This is a genomic window from Achromobacter sp. CSND-B12, assembly GCF_052906545.1.
In genome coordinates this window covers 646,414-665,238 of record NZ_JBREGJ010000001.1, presented here as the reverse complement: position 1 = coordinate 665,238, position 18,825 = coordinate 646,414, and the positions used below count along the sequence as shown (strand labels likewise).

Sequence of the window (18,825 nt, the reverse complement as noted above, 5' to 3'; positions counted from 1 at the left end):
CCGCAATCGCCAGCGAGACTTCCGCAATCGCCAGTGGCGCGCCACGTCGCTCTCTAGAATGGTTTGAGAATAATTCTCAGTAACCAGGAAAGAGGAACGGCGGTGCGATCAAGGTTCAGGAACAGGGCGGCACGGCCGCGCAAGGGCGCGGCGCGCCATTGGCCGGTGTGGCTGGCATTGACGGCGGCGGGGCCGGTGGCGGCGCAAGCGTCCGACGATGCCGCGACCTTGCCGGCGGTCACCGTCAGCGGCGAACGCGACGCCACCGCGCCGGCGCCCACGATGGGCAAGCTGCCCTTGACGGTGCGCGAGACGCCGCAGTCGATCACCGTGATCGGCCAGGAACAGATGCGGCAGCAGAACCTGCAGAGCCTGGACGAGGTGATGCGGCACGCCACCGGCATCACGGTGCGGCCCTACCAGCAACTGACCACCGCCTACTACGCCCGCGGCTTCCAGGTCGATTCGTACGAACAGGACGGCGTGCCGGTGCTGATGGGCAACCAGGCCGCGTCGCCCCAGGACATGGCGGTGTACGAGCGCGTCGAGATCCTGCGCGGCGCCAACGGCCTGTTGCACGGCGCCGGCAACCCCGCCGCCACCGTCAACCTGGTGCGCAAGCGTCCGCAGCGCGAGTTCGCCTTCAGCGGCGCGCTCAGCGCCGGCAGCTGGGACCGCTACCGCGCCGAGGCCGACCTGGGCGGCCCGCTCAACGACAGCGGCAGCGTGCGCGGCCGCATCGTCACGGCGCTCGAGGACCGCGGCTATTTCTACGACGTGGCGGACCAGAAGTCGGCGCTGTTCTACGGCATCGGCGAAGTCGACCTGGGCCCGGACACGGTGCTCTCGGCCGGCCTGCAATACCAGCGCATCCGCTCCACCACCAACATGGCGGGCGTGCCGCGCTACAAGGACGGCGGCGATATCGGCCTGAAGCGCTCGACCTACCTGGACGCGGCCTGGGACCGCTTCAACTGGAACACGACGCGCGTGTTCGCCGACCTGGAACACCGCTTCGGCCAGGGCTGGAGCGCCAAGCTCAGCGCCAACTACCTCACCGCCGACAGCAACCTGAAGTACGCCGGCGCCTATGGCGCGATCGACCGCCAGACCGGCCAGGGCTCGGCGCTGATGGGCGGCGCCTACAAGTTCGACAACACCCAGGCCAGCGTCGATGCCTACGTCAGCGGCCCGGTGCAACTGTTCGGCCGCCGCCACGAACTGCTGCTGGGCGGCAACGCCCAGCGCACCACGACCGAGCAGTACACCGGCCAGTTGTTGCCGGCGCTGCGCGTGCCGGTGAACGTGTTCGACTGGGACCCGCGCAGCGTGCCGGAGCCGGGCGTGGGGCCCTATACCTCGCCGGGCGAGACGCGCGCGCGCCAGCAGGGCGTCTACGGCATGGGCCGCTTCTCGCTGGCCGACCCGCTGACGCTGGTGCTGGGCGGACGCATGAGCTGGTGGAACCAGGACGCGCCCGCTTCGCGCCAGCGCATCGATCCCGAATTCACGCCCTACGGCGGGCTGATCGTCGACCTGGACCGCCAATGGTCGCTGTACGGCAGTTATGCCGAGGTGTTCCAGCCGCAGACCCAGCTGACGCGCGACGGCCAGGGGCTGGACCCGGTCACCGGCACCAACTACGAGGCCGGCATCAAGGGCGAACTGATGGACGGCGCGCTGAACGTATCGCTGGCCGTGTTCCAGATCCGCCAGAAGAATCGCGCGCAGCAGGATCCCGCCTGGCCCTGCGTCGGCCAGAACTGCTACTACGTGGCTGGCGGCGAGGTGCGCAGCCGCGGCTTCGAGGCCGAGGCCAGCGGCAACATCACGCCGTACTGGACGGTGGCCGCGGGCTACACCTTCAACACCAGCAAGTACCTGACCGACACGCAGGCGGGCGGCCAGCCGTTCGCCTGCTTCACGCCCAAGCACATCTTCCGGCTGTGGACGAACTATGCGCTGCCGACGATGCAGCGGCGCCTGAGCGTGGGCGGCGGCCTGCAGGTGCAGTCCGGCTACTCGACCGAGTCGGGCCCGGTCACGCTGCGCCAGGGCGGCTACGCGCTGGTGGACCTGCGCCTGGCCTACCGCGTCGACAAGCACCTGACCGCCGCGCTGAACGTCAACAACGTGTTCGACCGCGGCTATTACCAGAGCCTGTCGGGCACGGCCTGGAACAACCGCTACGGCGAACCGCGCAACCTCATGCTGACCCTGCGCGCCGAGTATTGAACGGCGCGCCCCACACGGGCGGCGCGCGCCGCCCGGCCATCATTCGAAGGAGTAAACGGATTGGCCACGCTCATCCCCCCGCCAGTGTTCGACTGGCTCGATCATTTCATGGCGCTCGGCGCCGACGGCGCCATGCGCGATATCGGCAAGCTGCGCCGCTTGGCGCCGCACGAAGGCTGGCTGGTCGGCGTCAAGGCCGCGGCCTGCGACGCCGACGTGCATGGCGACGTCTGGGAACGCCATCCCGCGGGCGAGGAAATGCTCTGCGTGCTGGAGGGCCGCGTGGTGCTGACGCTGATGGACGCGACCGGCGCCGAGACCGACGTGCTGCTGGACGCGCGGCGCAGCGTGGTGGTGCCGCGCGGCGTGTGGCACCGGCTGCACGTGGCCTGTCCGGCCCGCATCCTGTTCGTCACGCCCGGGCATGGCAGTGAACACCGCCGCGCCGGCGCGGCCTCGCAAGCTTGAAGGAAATCGACGTGAAGCCTATCGCCAATGCGCGCCTGTTCGTCATGATCGGCGCGCTGTATTTTTCCCAGGGCATTCCGCTGGGCGTGGCCATGGAGGCGCTGCCCACGCTGCTGCGGCGCGATGGCGCGCCCCTGCATGCGCTGGCCTGGCTGCCGCTGGTGGGGCTGCCCTGGGTGCTGAAGTTCCTGTGGGCGCCGCTGGTCGACAACCGCTGGCGCGCCACGCTCGGCCGGCGCCGCAGCTGGATCCTGCCGATGCAGGCCTTGGTGCTGGCCTGCCTGGCGGCGGTGGCCATGACCGGCATCGCCGCAGCCAGCGCGCCCTGGGTGGTGGGCCTGATGGCATTGGCCTCGCTGGCCAGCGCAACGCAGGACATCGCCACCGATGGCCTGACCGCCGAGCGCTTCCAGGGCCAGGCCCTGGCGCGCGCCAACGCCGTGCAGGTGGGCGGCACCATGGTCGGCTTCTTCGCCGGCGGGCCCGGTTGCCTGGTGCTGGCCGGCCGGCTGGGGCAGGGCGGCGCGCTGGCGCTGCTGGCCGCGGTGGTGGCGTTCAGCCTGCTGATGGCGCTGGGGTGGCGGGAAACCGCGCTGCCCGAACCCGCGGCCGCGCCGCGGCGCGCCTCGCTGGCCGGTTTCGCGCGCCGGCCCGGCGCCTGGGCGCTGGTACTGGCGGCGTTCCTGTCGGCGATGACGGCGGTGGCGGGCTATGGATTGTCCAAATTGTTCCTGGTCGATGCGGGCTGGCCGGTGGACGCGGTGGGGCAGCTCGGCATGGCCGGCGGCGCGGTGACGGTGCTGCTGGGGTGCGGCGGCGGCGCCTGGCTGGTCGGGCGCCTGGGCGCGCGCGGCGCATTGGCCCTGGGGCTGGCGGCCTCGGGCGCGGCCGCGGTGGCCTGGCTGGCGCAGGCGCGGGGCTGGGCCGCGCAGCCCGCGCTGATGGCCTACCTGGCCCAGGCGCTGGGTTCGTTCGGCGCCGGCGCCGCCTCGGTGGCGCTGATGACGCTGGCGATGCGCTTTGCCGCCCGCGGCACGCAGGCCGGCACCGACATGACGGCGGTGCAGAGCGCGCGCGACCTGGGCGAAATCCTGACCTCGTCGCTCATCACCGCGCTGGCCGCCCAGCTCGGCTACGCCGCCGGTTTCGGCGGCGGGCTGCTGGCGGCCGTGGTCACGCTGGTTTTCGTGGCGCTGGCGCTGCGCCGCCCCGGGTGACATGGCGTTTCGGGCGGTTGCGGCTACACTTGTGCGCCGTTTTGCTTTCAGCCCCCCGAATTTCCATGATTTCCACCGCATGCGGCGTCGACTTCGGCACGTCGAACTCCACCGTCGGCTGGAGCCGCCCCGACCAGCGCGCGCTCCTGGCTCTTGAAGACGGCAAGACCACCTTGCCCTCGGCCATCTTCTTTCACGATGAAGACGCCGAGGTCAGCTACGGCCGCGCGGCCATCTCCGACTACCTGGCGGGCTACGACGGGCGCCTGATGCGCTCGATGAAGAGCCTGCTGGGCAGCTCGCTGATCGACGGTTCCACCGAGGTGCAGGGCCGCTCGATCCCGTTCCGCGTGCTGCTGACGCGTTTCATCGCCGAGCTCAAGCGCCGAGCCGAAACCGCCGCCGGCCGCGACTTCACGCGCGCCGTGCTGGGCCGGCCGGTGTTCTTCGTCGACGACAACCCCGCCGCCGACCAGACCGCCCAGGACACCCTGGGCGAGATCGCGCGCAGCGTCGGCTTCACCGACATCGAATTCCAGTTCGAGCCGCTGGCCGCGGCCTTCGACTACGAGTCGCAGATCGACCGCGAGGAACTGGTGCTGGTCATCGATATCGGCGGCGGCACCTCGGACTTTTCGCTGATCCGTCTGGGTCCGGGCCGCGCCGCCAAGCCGGACCGGCGCGACGACATCCTGGCCTACGGCGGCGTGCACATCGGCGGCGTGGACTTCGACAAGCAGCTCAGCCTGGCGCACGTCATGCCGCTGCTGGGCCTGGGCAGCCAGTTGCGCAGCGGCAAGGACGTGCCGTCCACGCAGTACGGCAACCTGGCCTGCTGGCACACCATCAACCAGGCCTACACCCGCAAGGCCGCCGAGCACTTCGCCTACATCCGCGCCGAGGCCGGCGACCGCGACAAGATCGACCTGCTGCTGAACCTGGTCAAGCAGCGCGCCGGCCACTGGGTGGCGGTGCAGGTGGAAGAGGCCAAGATCGCGCTGTCCGAGGCGCCGGCGGCGCGCATCGACCTGTCGCGCATCGCGCCCGAACTTGGCGTGGACGTGAGCCGGCCGTCGTTCGACAACAGCGTGGCGCGGCTGATCGAGAAGATCGAGCAGACCGTCGGCACCCTGCTGCGCGACGCGGGCGTCGCGCCCGCCGATGTGGACACGGTGTTCTTCACCGGCGGTTCGAGTCGCGTGCCGCGACTGCGCGAATGCGTCTCGGCGCTGGTGCCGCAGGCGCGCAGCGTCGAGGGCGACCTGTTCGGCAGCATCGGCGCCGGCCTGGCGCTGGACGCGCGCCGCAAGTTCGACTGAGGCTCGGGCGGCGCTTGCCGCCCACACCGCGCGGCCGCCGCGCCGCGCGCTTTCGTCACCACGTCGCCAGCATCGCCGGCACCCGTTCGGCCAGCGCGTCGATCGCGGTGCGCGTCTTCGACGGCAGGTAGCGCGCCTGGGGCCACACCGCATGCACCGGCTGCGCCGCCATGCGGTCGCCGTGCATCAGCACATCCAGTTCGCCGGTGCGCACGTAGTGCGACAGCATCCAGCAAGGCAGCCAGGCCAGTCCGGCGCCCGCGATGGCCGCGTCGGCGATGGCTTGCAGATCGTCCATGCGCAGGCGCGGCGGCACGCGCAGCTGCACCACCTCGCCGTCCGCCTCCATCAACGACCAGCCCTTTTCGACGCCGCCACGGGCGTAGGCCACGCCCACGTGCTGGCGCATTTCATCCAGCGTTTGCGGGCGCCCATGCGCCGCAATGTAGGCCGGCGACGCGCCTATGCCCATGGTCTGCAGGCCCAGGCGCCGCGCCACCAGGCTCGCGCTGTCGGGTAGCGCGCCGATGCGGATGCCCAGGTCGTAGCCTTCCTCGATCAGGTCGACCACGCGGTCGTTGAACGAAATCTCGATCTGCAACTGCGGATGCCGCGCCGCCAGTTCGCGCAGTACCGGGGCCACGCAATGGCGGCCGAACACCACCGGCGCGCTGACGCGCAGGCGGCCCTGTGGCGAGCGGCGGCCGCTGTCCAGCTCCGCCTCGGCGTCGTACAGCTCGGCAAGCGCGCGCACGCAGCGGTCGTAATAGGCCTGGCCGGCGTCGGTCAGGCTCTGCTGGCGCGTGGTGCGATGGAACAGCCGCGCGCCCAGGCGGGCCTCGAGCCGCGCGATGGACTTGCCGACCGCCGAACGGGTCAGGTTCAGGCGCTCGGCCGCCAGCGCGAAACTGCCGGCCTCGGCGGCCTGCACGAAAACCTCGATGCCGCCGAGCCGGTCGTGGGGGAGGGGTGTAGCCATCATGCCTTCCTGGGCGTCGCCGCCTGCGATTGAATTGGTTCCTTAAAGGCAACATTGGTGAGAATGAATGCCATCACTGGATCGTATGGTTCCCATATATCGTACTGGCGCCAGGCCACGGCGTGAGGCTTTTTTTGCCGCCGGGCCGCCCCAAGGCAAAAACGCCCCCTCGGGGGGCAGCGACCCGCGCAGCGGCGAGCGTGGGGGGCTTTCTCTGCCGCCGGCCGCGCCCGTGCCGGCCGCGTTCGAGCGCCGGGCCTCGAGCCGTCACTTCGGCAAGATCGTGATCCGCGTCGACGCCTGAACGGCGCGGAGCCGATGGTAAGCTGCAAGCTCTTCGCGCGCGGGCCGGCACGGTTTCGCGCTGCCCCCGCGCTGAACTCCATCACGCCCGCCATGACCGACAAGCCCGATTCCCATCTGTACGAAGAACGCGTCTCCAGCGAGGTCGCCTACGACGGCCGTTTCCTCAAGATCCGCAACGACGTGGTGCGCCTGCCCAACGGCAACACCTCCACCCGCGAATACGTGGTGCATCCGGGCGCGGTGGTGGTGATCCCGCTGCTCGACGACGGCCGCGTGCTGCTCGAGCGCCAGTATCGCTATCCGATCGGCCGCGTCATGACGGAGTTTCCGGCCGGCAAGCTCGATCCCGGCGAGGACCCGCTGGCCTGCGGCAAGCGCGAACTGCTCGAGGAAACCGGCTATACCGCCACGCAGTGGGCCCGCGCCGGCGCCCTGCACCTGGCCATCGCCTATTCCACCGAGATCATCCACATCTACTTCGCGCGCGGGCTGCGCGCCGGGCCCCGGCAACTGGACCAGGATGAATTCCTGGACGTATTCAGCGCCGACCCCGCCGATCTGTACGCCGCCTGCGCCAAGGGCGAGGTCACCGACGCCAAGACGCTGACCTGCACGCTGTGGCTGCAGAACGTGCTGTCCGGCGCCTGGCAGCTGGACTGGCAGGAACACGCCGCCTGAGCGCCGGGGACAACGCCCATGCCGTCCTTTGCCGTGCTGTTGCAGCCGTCCGGCTGGCGCTTCGACGCCGATGCCGACACCTCCGTGCTGGCCGCGGCGCAGGCGGCCGGCATCAAGCTGCCCAGTTCCTGTCGCAACGGCACCTGCCGCGCGTGCATGTGCCAGCTGCGCGCGGGCGCGGTGCGCTACCGCATCGAGTGGCCCGGCCTGTCGCGCGACGAAAAGGACGAAGGCTGGATCCTGCCTTGCGTGGCCCACGCCACGGCGCCGCTCGAGATCCTGTCGCCACACGCCGAACGCATCACGGCCGCGCCCGAGGCGCCGGCGCGGCCCTTGACGGGCGCGCGCCGTTAGCGGGGCCGGGAGGGCGCCTACGCCGCGCCGGCCAGGTCGGCCGCCAGCCGGTCCATCGCGCCGGCCCAGCCGCTGCCATGGCTGTCGCGGGTGGCCTCGTCGACGAACGGGGTCTGCAGGAAGTCCAGGTCGGTGCCGTGGTCCGCGGGCGTAAATGTCAGCGTGATCAACGACGTTTCCTGCGGCGCGTCGCGCCAGGTCCAGGTGAAGACCAGTTTGCGCTGCGGCTGCACTTCCCGGTATTGGCCCCGGGCGTAGTGCGCCAGCCCGTCTTCGGTCGCAAAGCCGATGTGGTAGGCGCCGCCGACCCGCAGGTCGGTTTCGGCCAGCAGCACTTCGCGTGTTTCGGCGGGGCCGAACCAGCGCATCAGCGCTTGCGGTTCGGTCCAGGCTCGCCAGACGCGTTCGACGGGGGCGTTGAAGCGCCGCCGGAGGCGCAATTCGAGGTCGGTGTCGGTGGACATGGGTGGGTCTCCTCTTCGTGGTAAAGGTAGCGGGCCAGCGAGTCGAGCTGCCCGTTCCAGAATCTCTCGTAGCGCGCCAGCCAGTCGGACGCCGACCGCATCGGCCCGGCCGACAAGGTGCAGCGGACCACCCGGCCATCCTTGGCCCGGGCGATCAGGCCGGCGTCCTCCAGCACCCGCAAGTGCTTCATGAAGGCGGGCAGCGACATTGCATGGGGCCGGGCCAGCGTGCCGACGGAAGCCGGGCCCGGCTCCAGGTCGGCCAGCACCCGGCGCCGGGTGGCATCCGCCAGGGCGGAGAACACACGGTCCAGTTGAGCGTCGTCGAGCGGGGAATTCATTAACTTAACCATAAGGTTAAGTATTGGCCGAAGCGGCTGCCACCGCAAGCCCCCGGGCCGCACGCTTACACTTTTTTTCAAGGAACCCCGGCGCGACGGGCGAATTGCCGCGCCGTGGGAAGCCGGATCACTCGTGCCGGTGCATCGCCGACTGGTGCTTGGTGTCGCGCATGGTGGCGTACACCAGCAGCGAAATGAAGATCACGCCCGCCAGGTAGTAGTAGAACCACTGCTCGTGGCCCTGCTGCTTGAACCACAGGGCGATGGCCGGCGCGGTGCCGCCGAAGATGGACACGGTGATCGCGTATGGCACCGCCACGCCGGTGGCGCGGATGTTGGTGGGAAAGAGCTCGGCCTTCACCACCGCGTTGATCGAGGTGTAGCCGGCGGTGAAGAGCCAGGCCGCGCAGATCAGCAGGAAGGCGATGAACGGCGAGCGGGTATGCGACAACGTCATCAGCAACGGCACCGTGAGCAGCGCGCCCGCGATGCCGAAGAACACCAGCAGCGGCTTGCGCCCGATCTTGTCGGACAGCGCGCCGTACAGCGGCTGCAGGATCAGCGCGAAGATCAGCGACGCGGCGATCACGTAGGTGGTGACGATGTCGGAGAACCCGGCCGTCTGCCGCACGAAGGTCTGCATGTAGGTGGTGAAGGTGTAGAACGCCGCCGTGCCGCCGGCCGTCAGGCCGACCACGATCGCGACCTCGCGCGGATAGCGCAGCAGGCCGCGCAGCGAGCTGGTCTGCGGCTTGTGCTGGCTGGCCTGCTTGTAGGAATCGGTTTCCGGCATGTCGCGCCGCATGACGGCGGTGATGATGGCGAGCATGGCGCCGATCACGAAGGGAATGCGCCAGCCCCATTGCACCAGCTGCTCGTGCGTCAGGAACACGTTCTGCAGCAACAGCAGCACCAGGATGGCGCAGAGCTGCCCGCCGATCAGCGTGACGTACTGGAAGCTGGAATAGAAGCCGCGGTGGTTCGGATCGGCGATCTCGGTGAGATAGGTGGCGCTGGCGCCGTATTCGCCGCCCAGGCTCAGGCCTTCGATGACCCGCGCCAGCGCCAGCAGCGCCGGCGCCGCCAGCCCGATCGAGGCATAGGTGGGCGTGACCGCGATGATCAGCGACCCCACGCACATCATGCCCACCGACACCATCAGCGACAATCGTCGCCCGTGGCGGTCGGCCAGGTGGCCGAACAGCCAGCCGCCCAGCGGCCGCACGATGAAGCCGGCGGCGAACAGCGTGGCGGCGTTCAGTTGCTGCACGACCGGGTCGTGCGAGGGGAAGAAGGCGGGGGCGAAATACAGGGCGAAGGCGGTATAGGCGTAGAAGTCATACCATTCGACCAGGTTGCCCATGGAGCCGACGAAGATCGCCTTGATGCGGCGTTTGGCGTCGGGCATGTCGAGATACGCTTGGCTCATATCTGTCTTCCACGGAGACGGTACCTGCCTATGTTGCGCCTGTCGGCGCCAAAATGCACCCCTGCGTCCGTCCGGGATATTCGTTCAGTTTCGCGTCAATAACCGGCACATGGCTTTCCGGGCTATTTGCGCGGCGGCTCGATCACCGTGCAGGCGGCCGCGCCGGCTGGCGCGATCGCGTTTTCACCCAGCAGCGCGCGCGCGCCGCAGACCGAGCTGAACATGCCCTTGTTGTCGTGGCCGACGCCGGTCACTTCGAAGCCGGCCCGGTGCAGCGTCACGGGGTGGTTGCCGCGCGCCGCGACGATGCGCTCGTATTGCAGGTAGGCCGTGCCGCGCGCCAGCCGCGTGGCGCCTTGCGCCTCGGCGCCGCAGGTCTTGTCCAGCAGGCGGTGCTCGGGGTTGTTGTCCGCGCCGCCCAGCAGGTAGGTCACGTCGCGCTCCGCGTAGCGGATGAACAGGCGCGTGTCGTCGGTTTCCTGCGCGTACGCCGGCAACTTGTCGGTGCCGTACTTGTACTGGTTATAGGTGGGGCAGATGCCGCGTTCGTAGGGCGCGTAGCCCTTGCCGTCGGGGCGCGGGCGCTCGCGGGTCAGGTACAGGTAGGAGGAAGGATTCGCGATCACGTAGCGGATGGCGATGCCGTCGCGCCGCAGCGGGCCGTCGACGGGATTGAGCACCGCATAGCGCTGCACCAGCTGGCCGCCGCCGGAGTGGCCGGCCAGCACGATGCCGGCCAGTATCGGCAGGCGCTTGCGGTCGTCCAGGCTGCGCAGCAGGTCGTCGATCACCTGGAACGAGCTGACCGGCGCCGGTCGGCCGCTGGCCTGCACGCTGTCCTCGCCGTCCTCCCAGCTGGCCTTGCGCCACGCGGCCATGCCGGCGAAGCCCGAGTCGATCGAGCCGACGAAGCGCGGCGCCAGGATCAGCGTGTCATTGGCGCGGGCGGGATTGGCGGCCAGCAGCGTGGCGACGGTTTCGTAATAGGCGTCGGCGTTGCGCTTGACGCCGTGGAACACGATCACGATTTGCTTGATATCGCGCAGGTCGGCGCGCGCCAGGTTCCGGTTAGCATAGACCGGTACCTTGTAGCGATGGCCCGGCCTGCCCAATTCGAGCGCCTGCCAGCGCGGCACCGCCACCCGCTTGGGCGCGGGCACGGGTTCGTCGTAATCGTAGGGATCGGGCAGCGGCGTCTGCGCATGCGCCGCCAGGGGCAGCAGGGCCGCCAGGGCCAGCGCCGCCGCGCACCAGGCCCGGGGCGGGCGCGACAGGCGCGGCGCCGGGCAGGGCTGTGAGGCGCCGGGTGCGGCGGTGCGGCGCATGGCGCGGGCGGGCGTCAGCAGCCCTCGTGGCCCAGCAGTTGCTTGAGCGCGGGCTGGTCCAGGATGCGGACTTCGCGCTGGTTGATGCGGATCAGGCCGTCGCGCGCGAAACGCGAGAACAGCCGGCTGACCGTCTCCAGCGTCAGGCCCAGGAAGTTGCCGATTTCCTCGCGGCTCATGCGCAGCACGAACTCGGTGGACGAGTAGCCCAGCGAGGCATAGCGCTGCGACAGGTTCAGCAGGAACGCGGCCAGGCGCTGTTCGGAACGCATCGAGCCCAGCGACGCCAGCATCTGGTGCGAGCGCGTGATCTCGCGGCTCATCAGGCGGCGGAACTGCTGCTGCAGCGAGGGCAGGTGGGCGGCCACGCGGTCGACTTCGTTCAAGCGGATCACGCAGACTTCGGAGTCTTCCAGCGCGACGGCGGCCGAGACGTGCTTGCCGTCGAGCATGCCGTCCATGCCGACGATCTCGCCGGGCAGGTGGAAACCGGTGATCTGGATCTGGCCGGTGGCGTCCTCGAGCTGCGTTTTCAGGCTGCCGAAGCGCACGCCGTAGACGGCGTCCAGGGGGTGATCCAGCGAATACAGCGTCTTGCCCTTTTCAAGGCGCACACGCTCTTTCACCAGCTCGTCCAGCTTTTCCACTTCGGCGGCTGCCATCCCGACCGGGACACACACGTGGCCCAACATACACGTGGAACAGTGGGCGGCATCAGGGGCAACGGGAACCCGTTTTTGCATACGATGACCTTTATAGTGCCCGGACCCGGCGGGTGGCCTGGACGGGCTTAAAGCGTGAAGACAGGTACCCATTGTAGTCCGTTGTTACTACGGGTGTCTTACGGGGCGGTTTTGCAGTAGAACCTTACGGCGATACGGGGTGTCCGCGGGCCTGGCGGTAGGCGATCCAGTCGTCCGCGGCGACGTCCGGCGCCGCCCCGCGCCAGGCCGGATCGATGGGGTAGTACTGGCAGGCCACCGCGGCGGCGCCGGGCGGCGCCAGCGGGCGGGCCAGTACAGGCCGGCGCACGAAGCAGCCGGGCCGGCCGGGCGCGTATTCCTCGATCTCGTCCATCAGGGCGAGCAGGGCCGGGCAGACCGCGTAGATGTCGCCGCGCACGCGGCGGCCGTCCCGCACCGGGACCAGCCCGGGCCAGTCGCCGAAGTCCACCAGCGCGCCCGGCACGGTGGCCGCGCCGAGATGGCGGGCGGGCGGCAGCGCGCGCCGCGCGGCCGCTTGCGCCAGGTCGTTGATTTCGCCCGCGCGTAGCGTGCCGTAGACAAAAACGTATATGCTCATAGTTCAGATTGTTGCTGCACGCGGATGTGTCCACGGACATAAAGCCATGAGGCCGGCGAGGTATTGAAATTCTCGCATCCGGCCGCATATTCAGGTCATCGAGCCCGCCGGCGCGTATCGGTCAGGCTCACCAACAAGCCACAACGACCATTATGCGATTCGACAAACTGACCACCAAGTTCCAGCAAGCCCTGGCCGACGCTCAGAGTCTGGCCGCCCGCAACGATCACCCCTACATCGAGCCCGTCCACGTGCTGTCGGCGTTGCTGTCCGACCCCGACAGCGGCGCCGGCAGCCTGCTGGCGCGCGCCGGCGTGGCCGTCAACCGGCTGCAGCCGGCCCTGGATGCCGCGCTCAAGGCGCTGCCCCAGGTGCAGGGCGATGACAACGTCCAGGTCGGCCGCGACCTGCAGGGCGTGCTGACCCGCACCGACAAGGAAGCCGCGCGCCGCGGCGACACCTACATCGCCAGCGAACTTTTCCTGCTGGCCCTGGCCGACGACAAGGGCGAGGCCGGCCGCATCCTGCGCGAGGCGGGCCTGCAGAAAAAGGCCCTCGAAGCCGCCATCGACGCCGTGCGCGGCGGCGAGAACGTCTCCGGCGCCGAAGGCGAATCCAACCGCGAGGCGCTGGCCAAGTACACCCTGGACCTGACCGAGCGCGCCCGCCAGGGCAAGCTCGACCCGGTGATCGGCCGCGACGACGAAATCCGCCGCACCATCCAGATCCTGCAGCGCCGCACCAAGAACAACCCGGTGCTCATCGGTGAACCCGGCGTGGGCAAGACCGCCATCGTCGAGGGCCTGGCGCAGCGCATCGTCAACGACGAAGTGCCCGAGACCCTGCGCGGCAAGCGCGTGCTGTCGCTCGACCTGGCCGCGCTGCTGGCCGGTGCCAAGTTCCGCGGCGAATTCGAAGAGCGCCTGAAGGCCGTGCTCAAGGAACTGTCGCAGGACGACGGCAGCAACATCGTCTTCATCGACGAGCTGCACACCATGGTCGGCGCCGGCAAGGCCGAAGGCGCGATGGACGCCGGCAACATGCTCAAGCCGGCGCTGGCGCGCGGCGAGCTGCACTGCATCGGCGCCACCACGCTGGACGAATACCGCAAGTACATCGAAAAGGACGCCGCGCTCGAGCGCCGCTTCCAGAAGGTGCTGGTCGACGAACCCGATGTCGAGTCGACCATCGCCATCCTGCGCGGCCTGCAGGAACGCTATGAGATCCACCACGGCGTCGAGATCACCGACCCGGCCATCGTGGCCGCGGCCGAACTCTCGCACCGCTACATCACCGACCGCTTCCTGCCCGACAAGGCCATCGACCTGATCGACGAGGCCGGCGCCCGCATCCGCATGGAAATCGACTCCAAGCCGGAAGTGATGGACAAGCTCGACCGCCGCATCATCCAGCTCAAGATCGAGCGCGAGGCCGTCAAGAAGGAAACCGACGACGCTTCCAAGCGCCGCCTGGGCGTGATCGAGGACGAGCTCGAAAAGCTGCAACGCGAATACAACGACTTCGAGGAAATCTGGAAGGCCGAGAAGGCCGCGGTGCAGGGCACCCAGGCCATCAAGGAAGAGATCGACAGCGTGCGCGCCGAAATGGCCGAGCTGCAGCGCAAGGGCCAGTTCGACAAGCTGGCCGAGCTGCAGTACGGCAAGCTGCCCGACCTGGAAGCGCGCCTGAAGGCCGCCGAGGTCGGCGCCGCTGAAGCGGCCGAGGAGGCCGAGGGCGGCGAAGGTCGTCCGCGCCTCTTGCGCACCCGTGTCGGCGCCGAGGAAATCGCCGAGGTCGTGTCGCGCGCCACCGGCATCCCGGTATCCAAGATGATGCAGGGCGAACGCGAGAAGCTGCTGCACATGGAGGAATACCTGCACAAGCGCGTGGTTGGCCAGGACGAGGCCGTGCGCCTGGTGTCCGATGCCATCCGCCGTTCGCGCGCGGGCCTGGCGGATCCCTCGCGCCCGTACGGTTCGTTCCTGTTCCTGGGCCCCACCGGCGTGGGCAAGACCGAGCTGACGCGCGCGCTGGCCGAGTTCCTGTTCGACTCCGAAGAGCACATGATCCGCATCGACATGAGCGAATTCATGGAGAAGCACTCGGTGGCGCGGCTGATCGGCGCGCCGCCCGGATACGTGGGCTACGAAGAGGGCGGCTACCTGACCGAGGCCGTGCGCCGCAAGCCCTACAGCGTGGTGCTGCTCGATGAAGTCGAGAAGGCCCACCCGGACGTCTTCAACGTGCTGCTGCAGGTGCTGGACGATGGCCGCCTGACCGACGGCCAGGGCCGCACCGTGGACTTCCGCAACACGGTCATCGTGATGACGTCGAACCTCGGTTCGCAGCATATCCAGACGCTGGCCGGCCAGCCGTACGACGTGGTCAAGGAAGTGGTCTGGGGCGAACTCAAGCAGACGCTGCGGCCCGAGTTCCTGAACCGCATCGACGAAGTGGTGGTGTTCCACGGGCTGGAAGCGCAGCACATCGAGTCCATCGCCCGCATCCAGCTGCGCCGCCTGGCCGAGCGGCTGGAAAAGCAGGAGATGCGGCTGGAAGTGACCGAGCCCGCGCTGGCCGAACTGGCACGCGATGGCTTCGATCCGGTGTTCGGCGCGCGTCCGCTCAAGCGCGCGATCCAGCAGCAGATCGAGAACCCGGTCGCCAAGCTGATCCTGGAAGGCCAGTTCGGGCCGCGCGACGTGGTGCCGGTGGATTGGCGCGACGGCAAGTTCGTCTTCACGCGCACATTGCAGTAAGCGCCTACGCGCCGCCCGTCCAGGCGGCGTGTACAGAAAGCCCCGCAGGCGATCGCTTGCGGGGCTTTGTTTTGCCGGGCCGGGACCCGGGGGGCGGTGCCGGCCTACCGCATCAGGAGGCGGCGTAGTCCTGCCGCTGATCACCCAATTGCCGGCCCAGCCCTTGCAGCGTCCGCAGCACGAGCGCCAGCCCGCGCCGCGTATCCTCGTCGCGCGAGAGCTGGAACAGTCCGCCCAGGCCCGGCGGGCGCGCCTCTTGCAACCCTTGCGCCTGGGCCGCGCGCCAGGCGTTGGACAGGGTCCAGGCGGCGCCCGTGGCCTGCTCGGACAGCGCGCCCAGTTTTTCCACCATCGGCGCATCGAGCAGGTCGACCAGGTCGGACGCCAGCGCCAGCAGGTCGACGATATTGTCCAGGCGTCCGCTGTCGGCCAGCGGTTGCAGCTTGTCCGCCAGTTGCGCCAGCGCATCGTTGCCGCCGGCCGCGGGCGGCGCGTCGAACACGGCGGCGCATTGCCCGGCCGCGGGCAGGCTGTTGTCGTGCGGAGCGTTCATAGCATTCCCCTGGCGACGGACCAGTACAGGCCCCGGTTGAAACCATGCCGCAGCAACCCGCCCAGCTTGGTCGGCGGTGTCGGCCGCACGTCATGGGTGTAGTCGTACCAGAGCGGCATGCCGGCGTTCAGGCCCATCTGCGCCACGGCCTGGACCCGGCCGTCGTACGCGCTGCAGGGATGGCCCAGCCGGATCTCGCCGGCGATGTTGTTGGCGATGACGGGCGCCTGGTTGTGGCACGAGCCGCCGGCCTTGCTGACCGGCAGGTCCACGGTGTCGCCGATCACGTACACGTTGCGCAGGCCGTAGACCTGCATGGTCTCGTGATCGGTCGGCAGCCAGCCTTCGTTGTCGGGCGCCTGCGAGGCGCCCGATTCCAGCACCGCATCGACCGCGCGGATCGGCGGCGTGGCCATGAGGATGTCGAAGGGTTGCTCGACGCCTTCTTCCGAATAGGCGATGCGCCGGTCGGGGTCCACCTTCGCCAGCGTGAAGCCGCGCTGGAACCGGATGCCGCGCTGTTCGAAGATGGCCGGCAGCACTTCGCAGGTGGGCTTTTGCAGGAACAGGCAGTTGCGCAGCAGTTGCGAGGTGGTCGGGTAGGTGTAGACGATCTCGACGCGGTCGCGCACGCCGCGGCGGCGCAGATAGTCATCCAGCATCAGCGTGGTCTCGATCGGCGCGATGCCGCACTGGTGCGGCACGTTCGGCGTCTTGGGAAAGGTGACGCTGACGAATACGCGGCCGCGCTCGATCGTGGCCAGGCGGCTGGCCAGTTGCCGCGCCGGCTCGTACTGGTAGAAATGATCGCCCGCTTCGCGCAGTCCCTCGATGCGCTCGGGGGCGGGCACGCAGCCCGTGGCGATGACGAGGTAGTCGTAGCCGTGGCGCTTGCCGCCGCGGGTGTGCAGTTGCTGGGCATCGAAATCGAAGCGCGTCACCTTGTCGACGCGGAACTCGATCTCGGGCCGCAGCAGGGAACGTTCGGGGCGTTTGAGTTCTTCCTGAAAGAACAGATTGAACGCCACATACATGAAGGCCGGCTTGTAGTAATGATCCGGCGAATCGGACAGCAGCATGATGCTGACCTTGCCGGCCGCCACTTCGGGGTAGAGCTTGTGCACCAGTTGGTTGGCCAGCATGGTGCCGCCGACCCCGCCTCCCACGACAACAATTCGCTTGCTCATAAAAATCCTCCGATGAGAATAATCAGGAACCAAGTGCAGTTGCGCTCTCATATGTAGCAAGCGAGGGGTTGGAGGTAAACAAAATAACTGTGACTTATAAAAGAGAATCCGTGCCGCTCGCGTTTCGGGCCGGGCCGGCGCGGCTCGACATGCCGCGCCGGCGCGAGCCGTCCTACTGTTTGACGGTGACGAACACCGGATTCGAATAGAACCACAGGTCGTTGTAGTTGCGCGCGTTGATGGCGTTGAAGCGGGCCGCGTTGTCGGCCAGGTCGATCTTGGCGTCCGCCAGCGGTTCGCCGTTGGCGGTTTCACCGGCCACGTCGGGCGCCAGGTTGGTGCCGCGCAGGCGCAGGTACTGGCTCTTGTCCGCGGTCAGCTTGACCTTGATGACGCTGTAGCCGTCCTGGTCCACCGTCCAGTCCTTGCTGGTGTAGCGGCCCAGCACCCGGGTGCTCGGATTGGTGGCATTGTCATAGGCCGGGGTGCCGGCGGCGGCGCGGGCGCCGACGTCGCCCACGATCAGGTCGACGTGATGCACGGTCGGCTTGACGTAGGTCGGGTTGCCGCTTTCGATCGGGTACTCGTAATGGTTGCTGCCGGGGCTGCGGAAGCGGATGGTCACTTCCACCTGCTCGCCCTTGGCCGCCACCAGTTCGCCGCCCATCTGCGCGGTGCCCGAGGCGCCGCGCGCCTGGAATTCGAGCGCGTCGATCAGGTCGCCGAACACGCCGAACAGGCGGCCGCTCTTGAGGCCCGCGACCACCGCCGCCATGTCCTTGCCGTCCTTCCAGACCTAGGTCTTGGCGTATTCGCCCGGCGCGTAGCCGCTGCTGTACTGGCCGGTGGCGTTGACGCGGAAATGGAAGTCCGAATCGGCCACGGTCCAGATGCGGCGGCCTTCGCCCAGCAGCGCGTCCCAGGTGCCGCCGAGCTTGGCCACCAGGTAGTCGACGCCGCCGTAGGTGCGGTTGGGCAGTTTGTCGGCCGTGTAGGCCTCGGCGTAGCCGCCGCGGTCGGGTTCCATCTGGTTGCCCACCATGCCTTCGATGGCGAAGAAGATCGACGGCGCCAGGTCGTGTATCTCACGCAATTGGCCGATGGTGTACTTGCCGGCGTAGCGCGACGGGTGATTCAGCAGCATGTAGCTGTCGGGGTGCCTGTCGCGCAGCCACTTGAGCGCCGTCAGCGAATCGGCGTGGGTGGTGTAGGCGCGCGCCTGGCCGGCCAGGTCCGATACCAGCTGCGGATCGAACAGGTTGGCGGCCTTGTTGGTGTAGAGGTATTCGAACTCGGCCACGGCGCGCAGCGACTTCTCGGCCATCGGGTCGTTGGCGCCGATGCCGATGTTGACGTGATCGTGCGTGGGCATGTCCCACTCGAACGACGAGAAGATGATCTTGCCGGCGTAGCGGCCCGCGGCCTGTGCCTGTTTGATGAACGGCACTTCGTAGCGCGCCATGCCGGTCGAGAACGGAATCGATCCGCCCGGGATCGCCAGGCCGGTGTGGTCGCGCCCGGACATGCGCAGGTGGTTCGAGAGCGCGGCCCAGTCCAGTTTGTAGCGGTCGAAGGCCTGGTCCAGCACGCTTTCCAGCGTGGTCTGCGCGTCGTCGGACTGGATGGTGTGCACGTGCAGGTCGCCGGCGCTCCAGGCGCCCGTGCGGACCGGCGGCGTGGGGTCGGTCACGACCGGGGGCGGCGTGACGGCGGGGGCATCATCGTCGTCATCGCTGCCGCCGCAGGCGCTCAACAGGGTTACGCAAGCCAGCGACAGCGGCATCAGGGTCCGCCGCAGGCGGGTTACTTCGAACTGCATTCCATGCTCCAGCGTCATGCGGGCCGCAAGGAGGCGCGGCGCCGCGAAGGCCCGCACTATGAGGCGCGCGGGTGACGTGGCAATGACAGG

Annotated in this window: 16 protein-coding genes and 1 pseudogene; 7 read left to right on the top strand and 10 right to left on the bottom strand. The window is 68.8% G+C overall.

The features are described 5' to 3' along the window. Window positions 1–102 precede the first annotated feature (102 nt). From ACUTAG_RS02980 to ACUTAG_RS02965, 4 genes are all read left to right on the top strand, one after another. Complete coding sequence (locus ACUTAG_RS02980) at window positions 103–2,235, top strand: TonB-dependent siderophore receptor (protein ID WP_446649978.1); 2,133 nt, start codon at window positions 103–105, stop codon at window positions 2,233–2,235. 60 nt (window positions 2,236–2,295) lie between these two features. Beyond that, the gene (locus tag ACUTAG_RS02975) at window positions 2,296–2,703 is read left to right on the top strand and encodes a cupin domain-containing protein (RefSeq protein WP_024069568.1); all 408 of its coding nucleotides are present in this window, start codon (window positions 2,296–2,298) and stop codon (window positions 2,701–2,703) included. Between the two features lie 44 nt (window positions 2,704–2,747). Continuing rightward, on the top strand, window positions 2,748–3,920 hold the full coding sequence (locus tag ACUTAG_RS02970) for a RhtX/FptX family siderophore transporter (protein ID WP_047991657.1): 1,173 nt from the start codon (window positions 2,748–2,750) through the stop codon (window positions 3,918–3,920). 65 nt (window positions 3,921–3,985) lie between these two features. Beyond that, window positions 3,986–5,239, top strand: coding sequence for an Hsp70 family protein (locus tag ACUTAG_RS02965; RefSeq protein WP_024069566.1), 1,254 nt, complete (start codon window positions 3,986–3,988; stop codon window positions 5,237–5,239). 55 nt (window positions 5,240–5,294) lie between these two features. On the opposite strand, the gene ACUTAG_RS02960 is transcribed toward ACUTAG_RS02965, so the two are convergent. Further along, a complete protein-coding gene (locus tag ACUTAG_RS02960; RefSeq protein ID WP_024069565.1) occupies window positions 5,295–6,218 on the bottom strand; it encodes a LysR family transcriptional regulator in 924 nt (307 codons plus the stop codon). A 396-nt stretch (window positions 6,219–6,614) separates the two neighbouring features. Between ACUTAG_RS02960 and ACUTAG_RS02955 the strand changes: the two genes are divergently transcribed. Together ACUTAG_RS02955 and ACUTAG_RS02950 are read left to right on the top strand one after the other, a co-directional pair. Continuing rightward, complete coding sequence (locus ACUTAG_RS02955; protein WP_148318223.1) at window positions 6,615–7,202, top strand: NUDIX domain-containing protein; 588 nt, start codon at window positions 6,615–6,617, stop codon at window positions 7,200–7,202. 18 nt (window positions 7,203–7,220) lie between these two features. Then, complete coding sequence (locus ACUTAG_RS02950) at window positions 7,221–7,556, top strand: 2Fe-2S iron-sulfur cluster-binding protein (protein ID WP_020928492.1); 336 nt, start codon at window positions 7,221–7,223, stop codon at window positions 7,554–7,556. A 17-nt stretch (window positions 7,557–7,573) separates the two neighbouring features. On the opposite strand, the gene ACUTAG_RS02945 is transcribed toward ACUTAG_RS02950, so the two are convergent. The 6 genes from ACUTAG_RS02945 to ACUTAG_RS02920 form a co-directional block, all read right to left on the bottom strand. Next, on the bottom strand, window positions 7,574–8,020 hold the full coding sequence (locus tag ACUTAG_RS02945) for an SRPBCC family protein (RefSeq protein WP_070781133.1): 447 nt from the start codon (window positions 8,018–8,020) through the stop codon (window positions 7,574–7,576). Continuing rightward, window positions 7,924–8,361, bottom strand: a complete 438-nt coding sequence (locus ACUTAG_RS02940) for an ArsR/SmtB family transcription factor (protein WP_102964986.1) — start codon at window positions 8,359–8,361, stop codon at window positions 7,924–7,926. The genes ACUTAG_RS02945 and ACUTAG_RS02940 overlap by 97 nt, the downstream gene beginning before the upstream one ends. Before the next feature lie 127 nt (window positions 8,362–8,488). Next, entirely contained in the window at window positions 8,489–9,790 is a 1,302-nt protein-coding gene (locus ACUTAG_RS02935) for an MFS transporter (RefSeq protein WP_006385055.1), read from the bottom strand. A 122-nt stretch (window positions 9,791–9,912) separates the two neighbouring features. Further along, window positions 9,913–11,115, bottom strand: a complete 1,203-nt coding sequence (locus ACUTAG_RS02930; protein ID WP_227739961.1) for a hypothetical protein — start codon at window positions 11,113–11,115, stop codon at window positions 9,913–9,915. A gap of 14 nt (window positions 11,116–11,129) precedes the next feature. After that, window positions 11,130–11,858, bottom strand: a complete 729-nt coding sequence (locus ACUTAG_RS02925; RefSeq protein WP_026384438.1) for a helix-turn-helix domain-containing protein — start codon at window positions 11,856–11,858, stop codon at window positions 11,130–11,132. A 124-nt stretch (window positions 11,859–11,982) separates the two neighbouring features. Then, entirely contained in the window at window positions 11,983–12,417 is a 435-nt protein-coding gene (locus ACUTAG_RS02920; protein ID WP_024069559.1) for a gamma-glutamylcyclotransferase family protein, read from the bottom strand. 152 nt (window positions 12,418–12,569) lie between these two features. Between ACUTAG_RS02920 and clpB the strand changes: the two genes are divergently transcribed. Beyond that, window positions 12,570–15,176, top strand: coding sequence for an ATP-dependent chaperone ClpB (gene clpB / locus ACUTAG_RS02915; protein WP_006385057.1), 2,607 nt, complete (start codon window positions 12,570–12,572; stop codon window positions 15,174–15,176). Between the two features lie 112 nt (window positions 15,177–15,288). Here clpB and ACUTAG_RS02910 read toward each other — a convergent pair whose 3' ends face one another. The 3 genes and pseudogenes from ACUTAG_RS02910 to ACUTAG_RS02900 all read right to left on the bottom strand — a co-directional run bounded on the left by ACUTAG_RS02910 (window position 15,289) and on the right by ACUTAG_RS02900 (window position 18,735). Then, entirely contained in the window at window positions 15,289–15,729 is a 441-nt protein-coding gene (locus ACUTAG_RS02910; RefSeq protein WP_006385058.1) for a DUF1641 domain-containing protein, read from the bottom strand. Further along, entirely contained in the window at window positions 15,726–16,916 is a 1,191-nt protein-coding gene (locus ACUTAG_RS02905; RefSeq protein ID WP_020928484.1) for an NAD(P)/FAD-dependent oxidoreductase, read from the bottom strand. The genes ACUTAG_RS02910 and ACUTAG_RS02905 overlap by 4 nt, the downstream gene beginning before the upstream one ends. Window positions 16,917–17,088: 172 nt before the next feature. Then, a pseudogene (locus ACUTAG_RS02900) lies at window positions 17,089–18,735 on the bottom strand (S-layer protein). Window positions 18,736–18,825 lie beyond the last annotated feature (90 nt).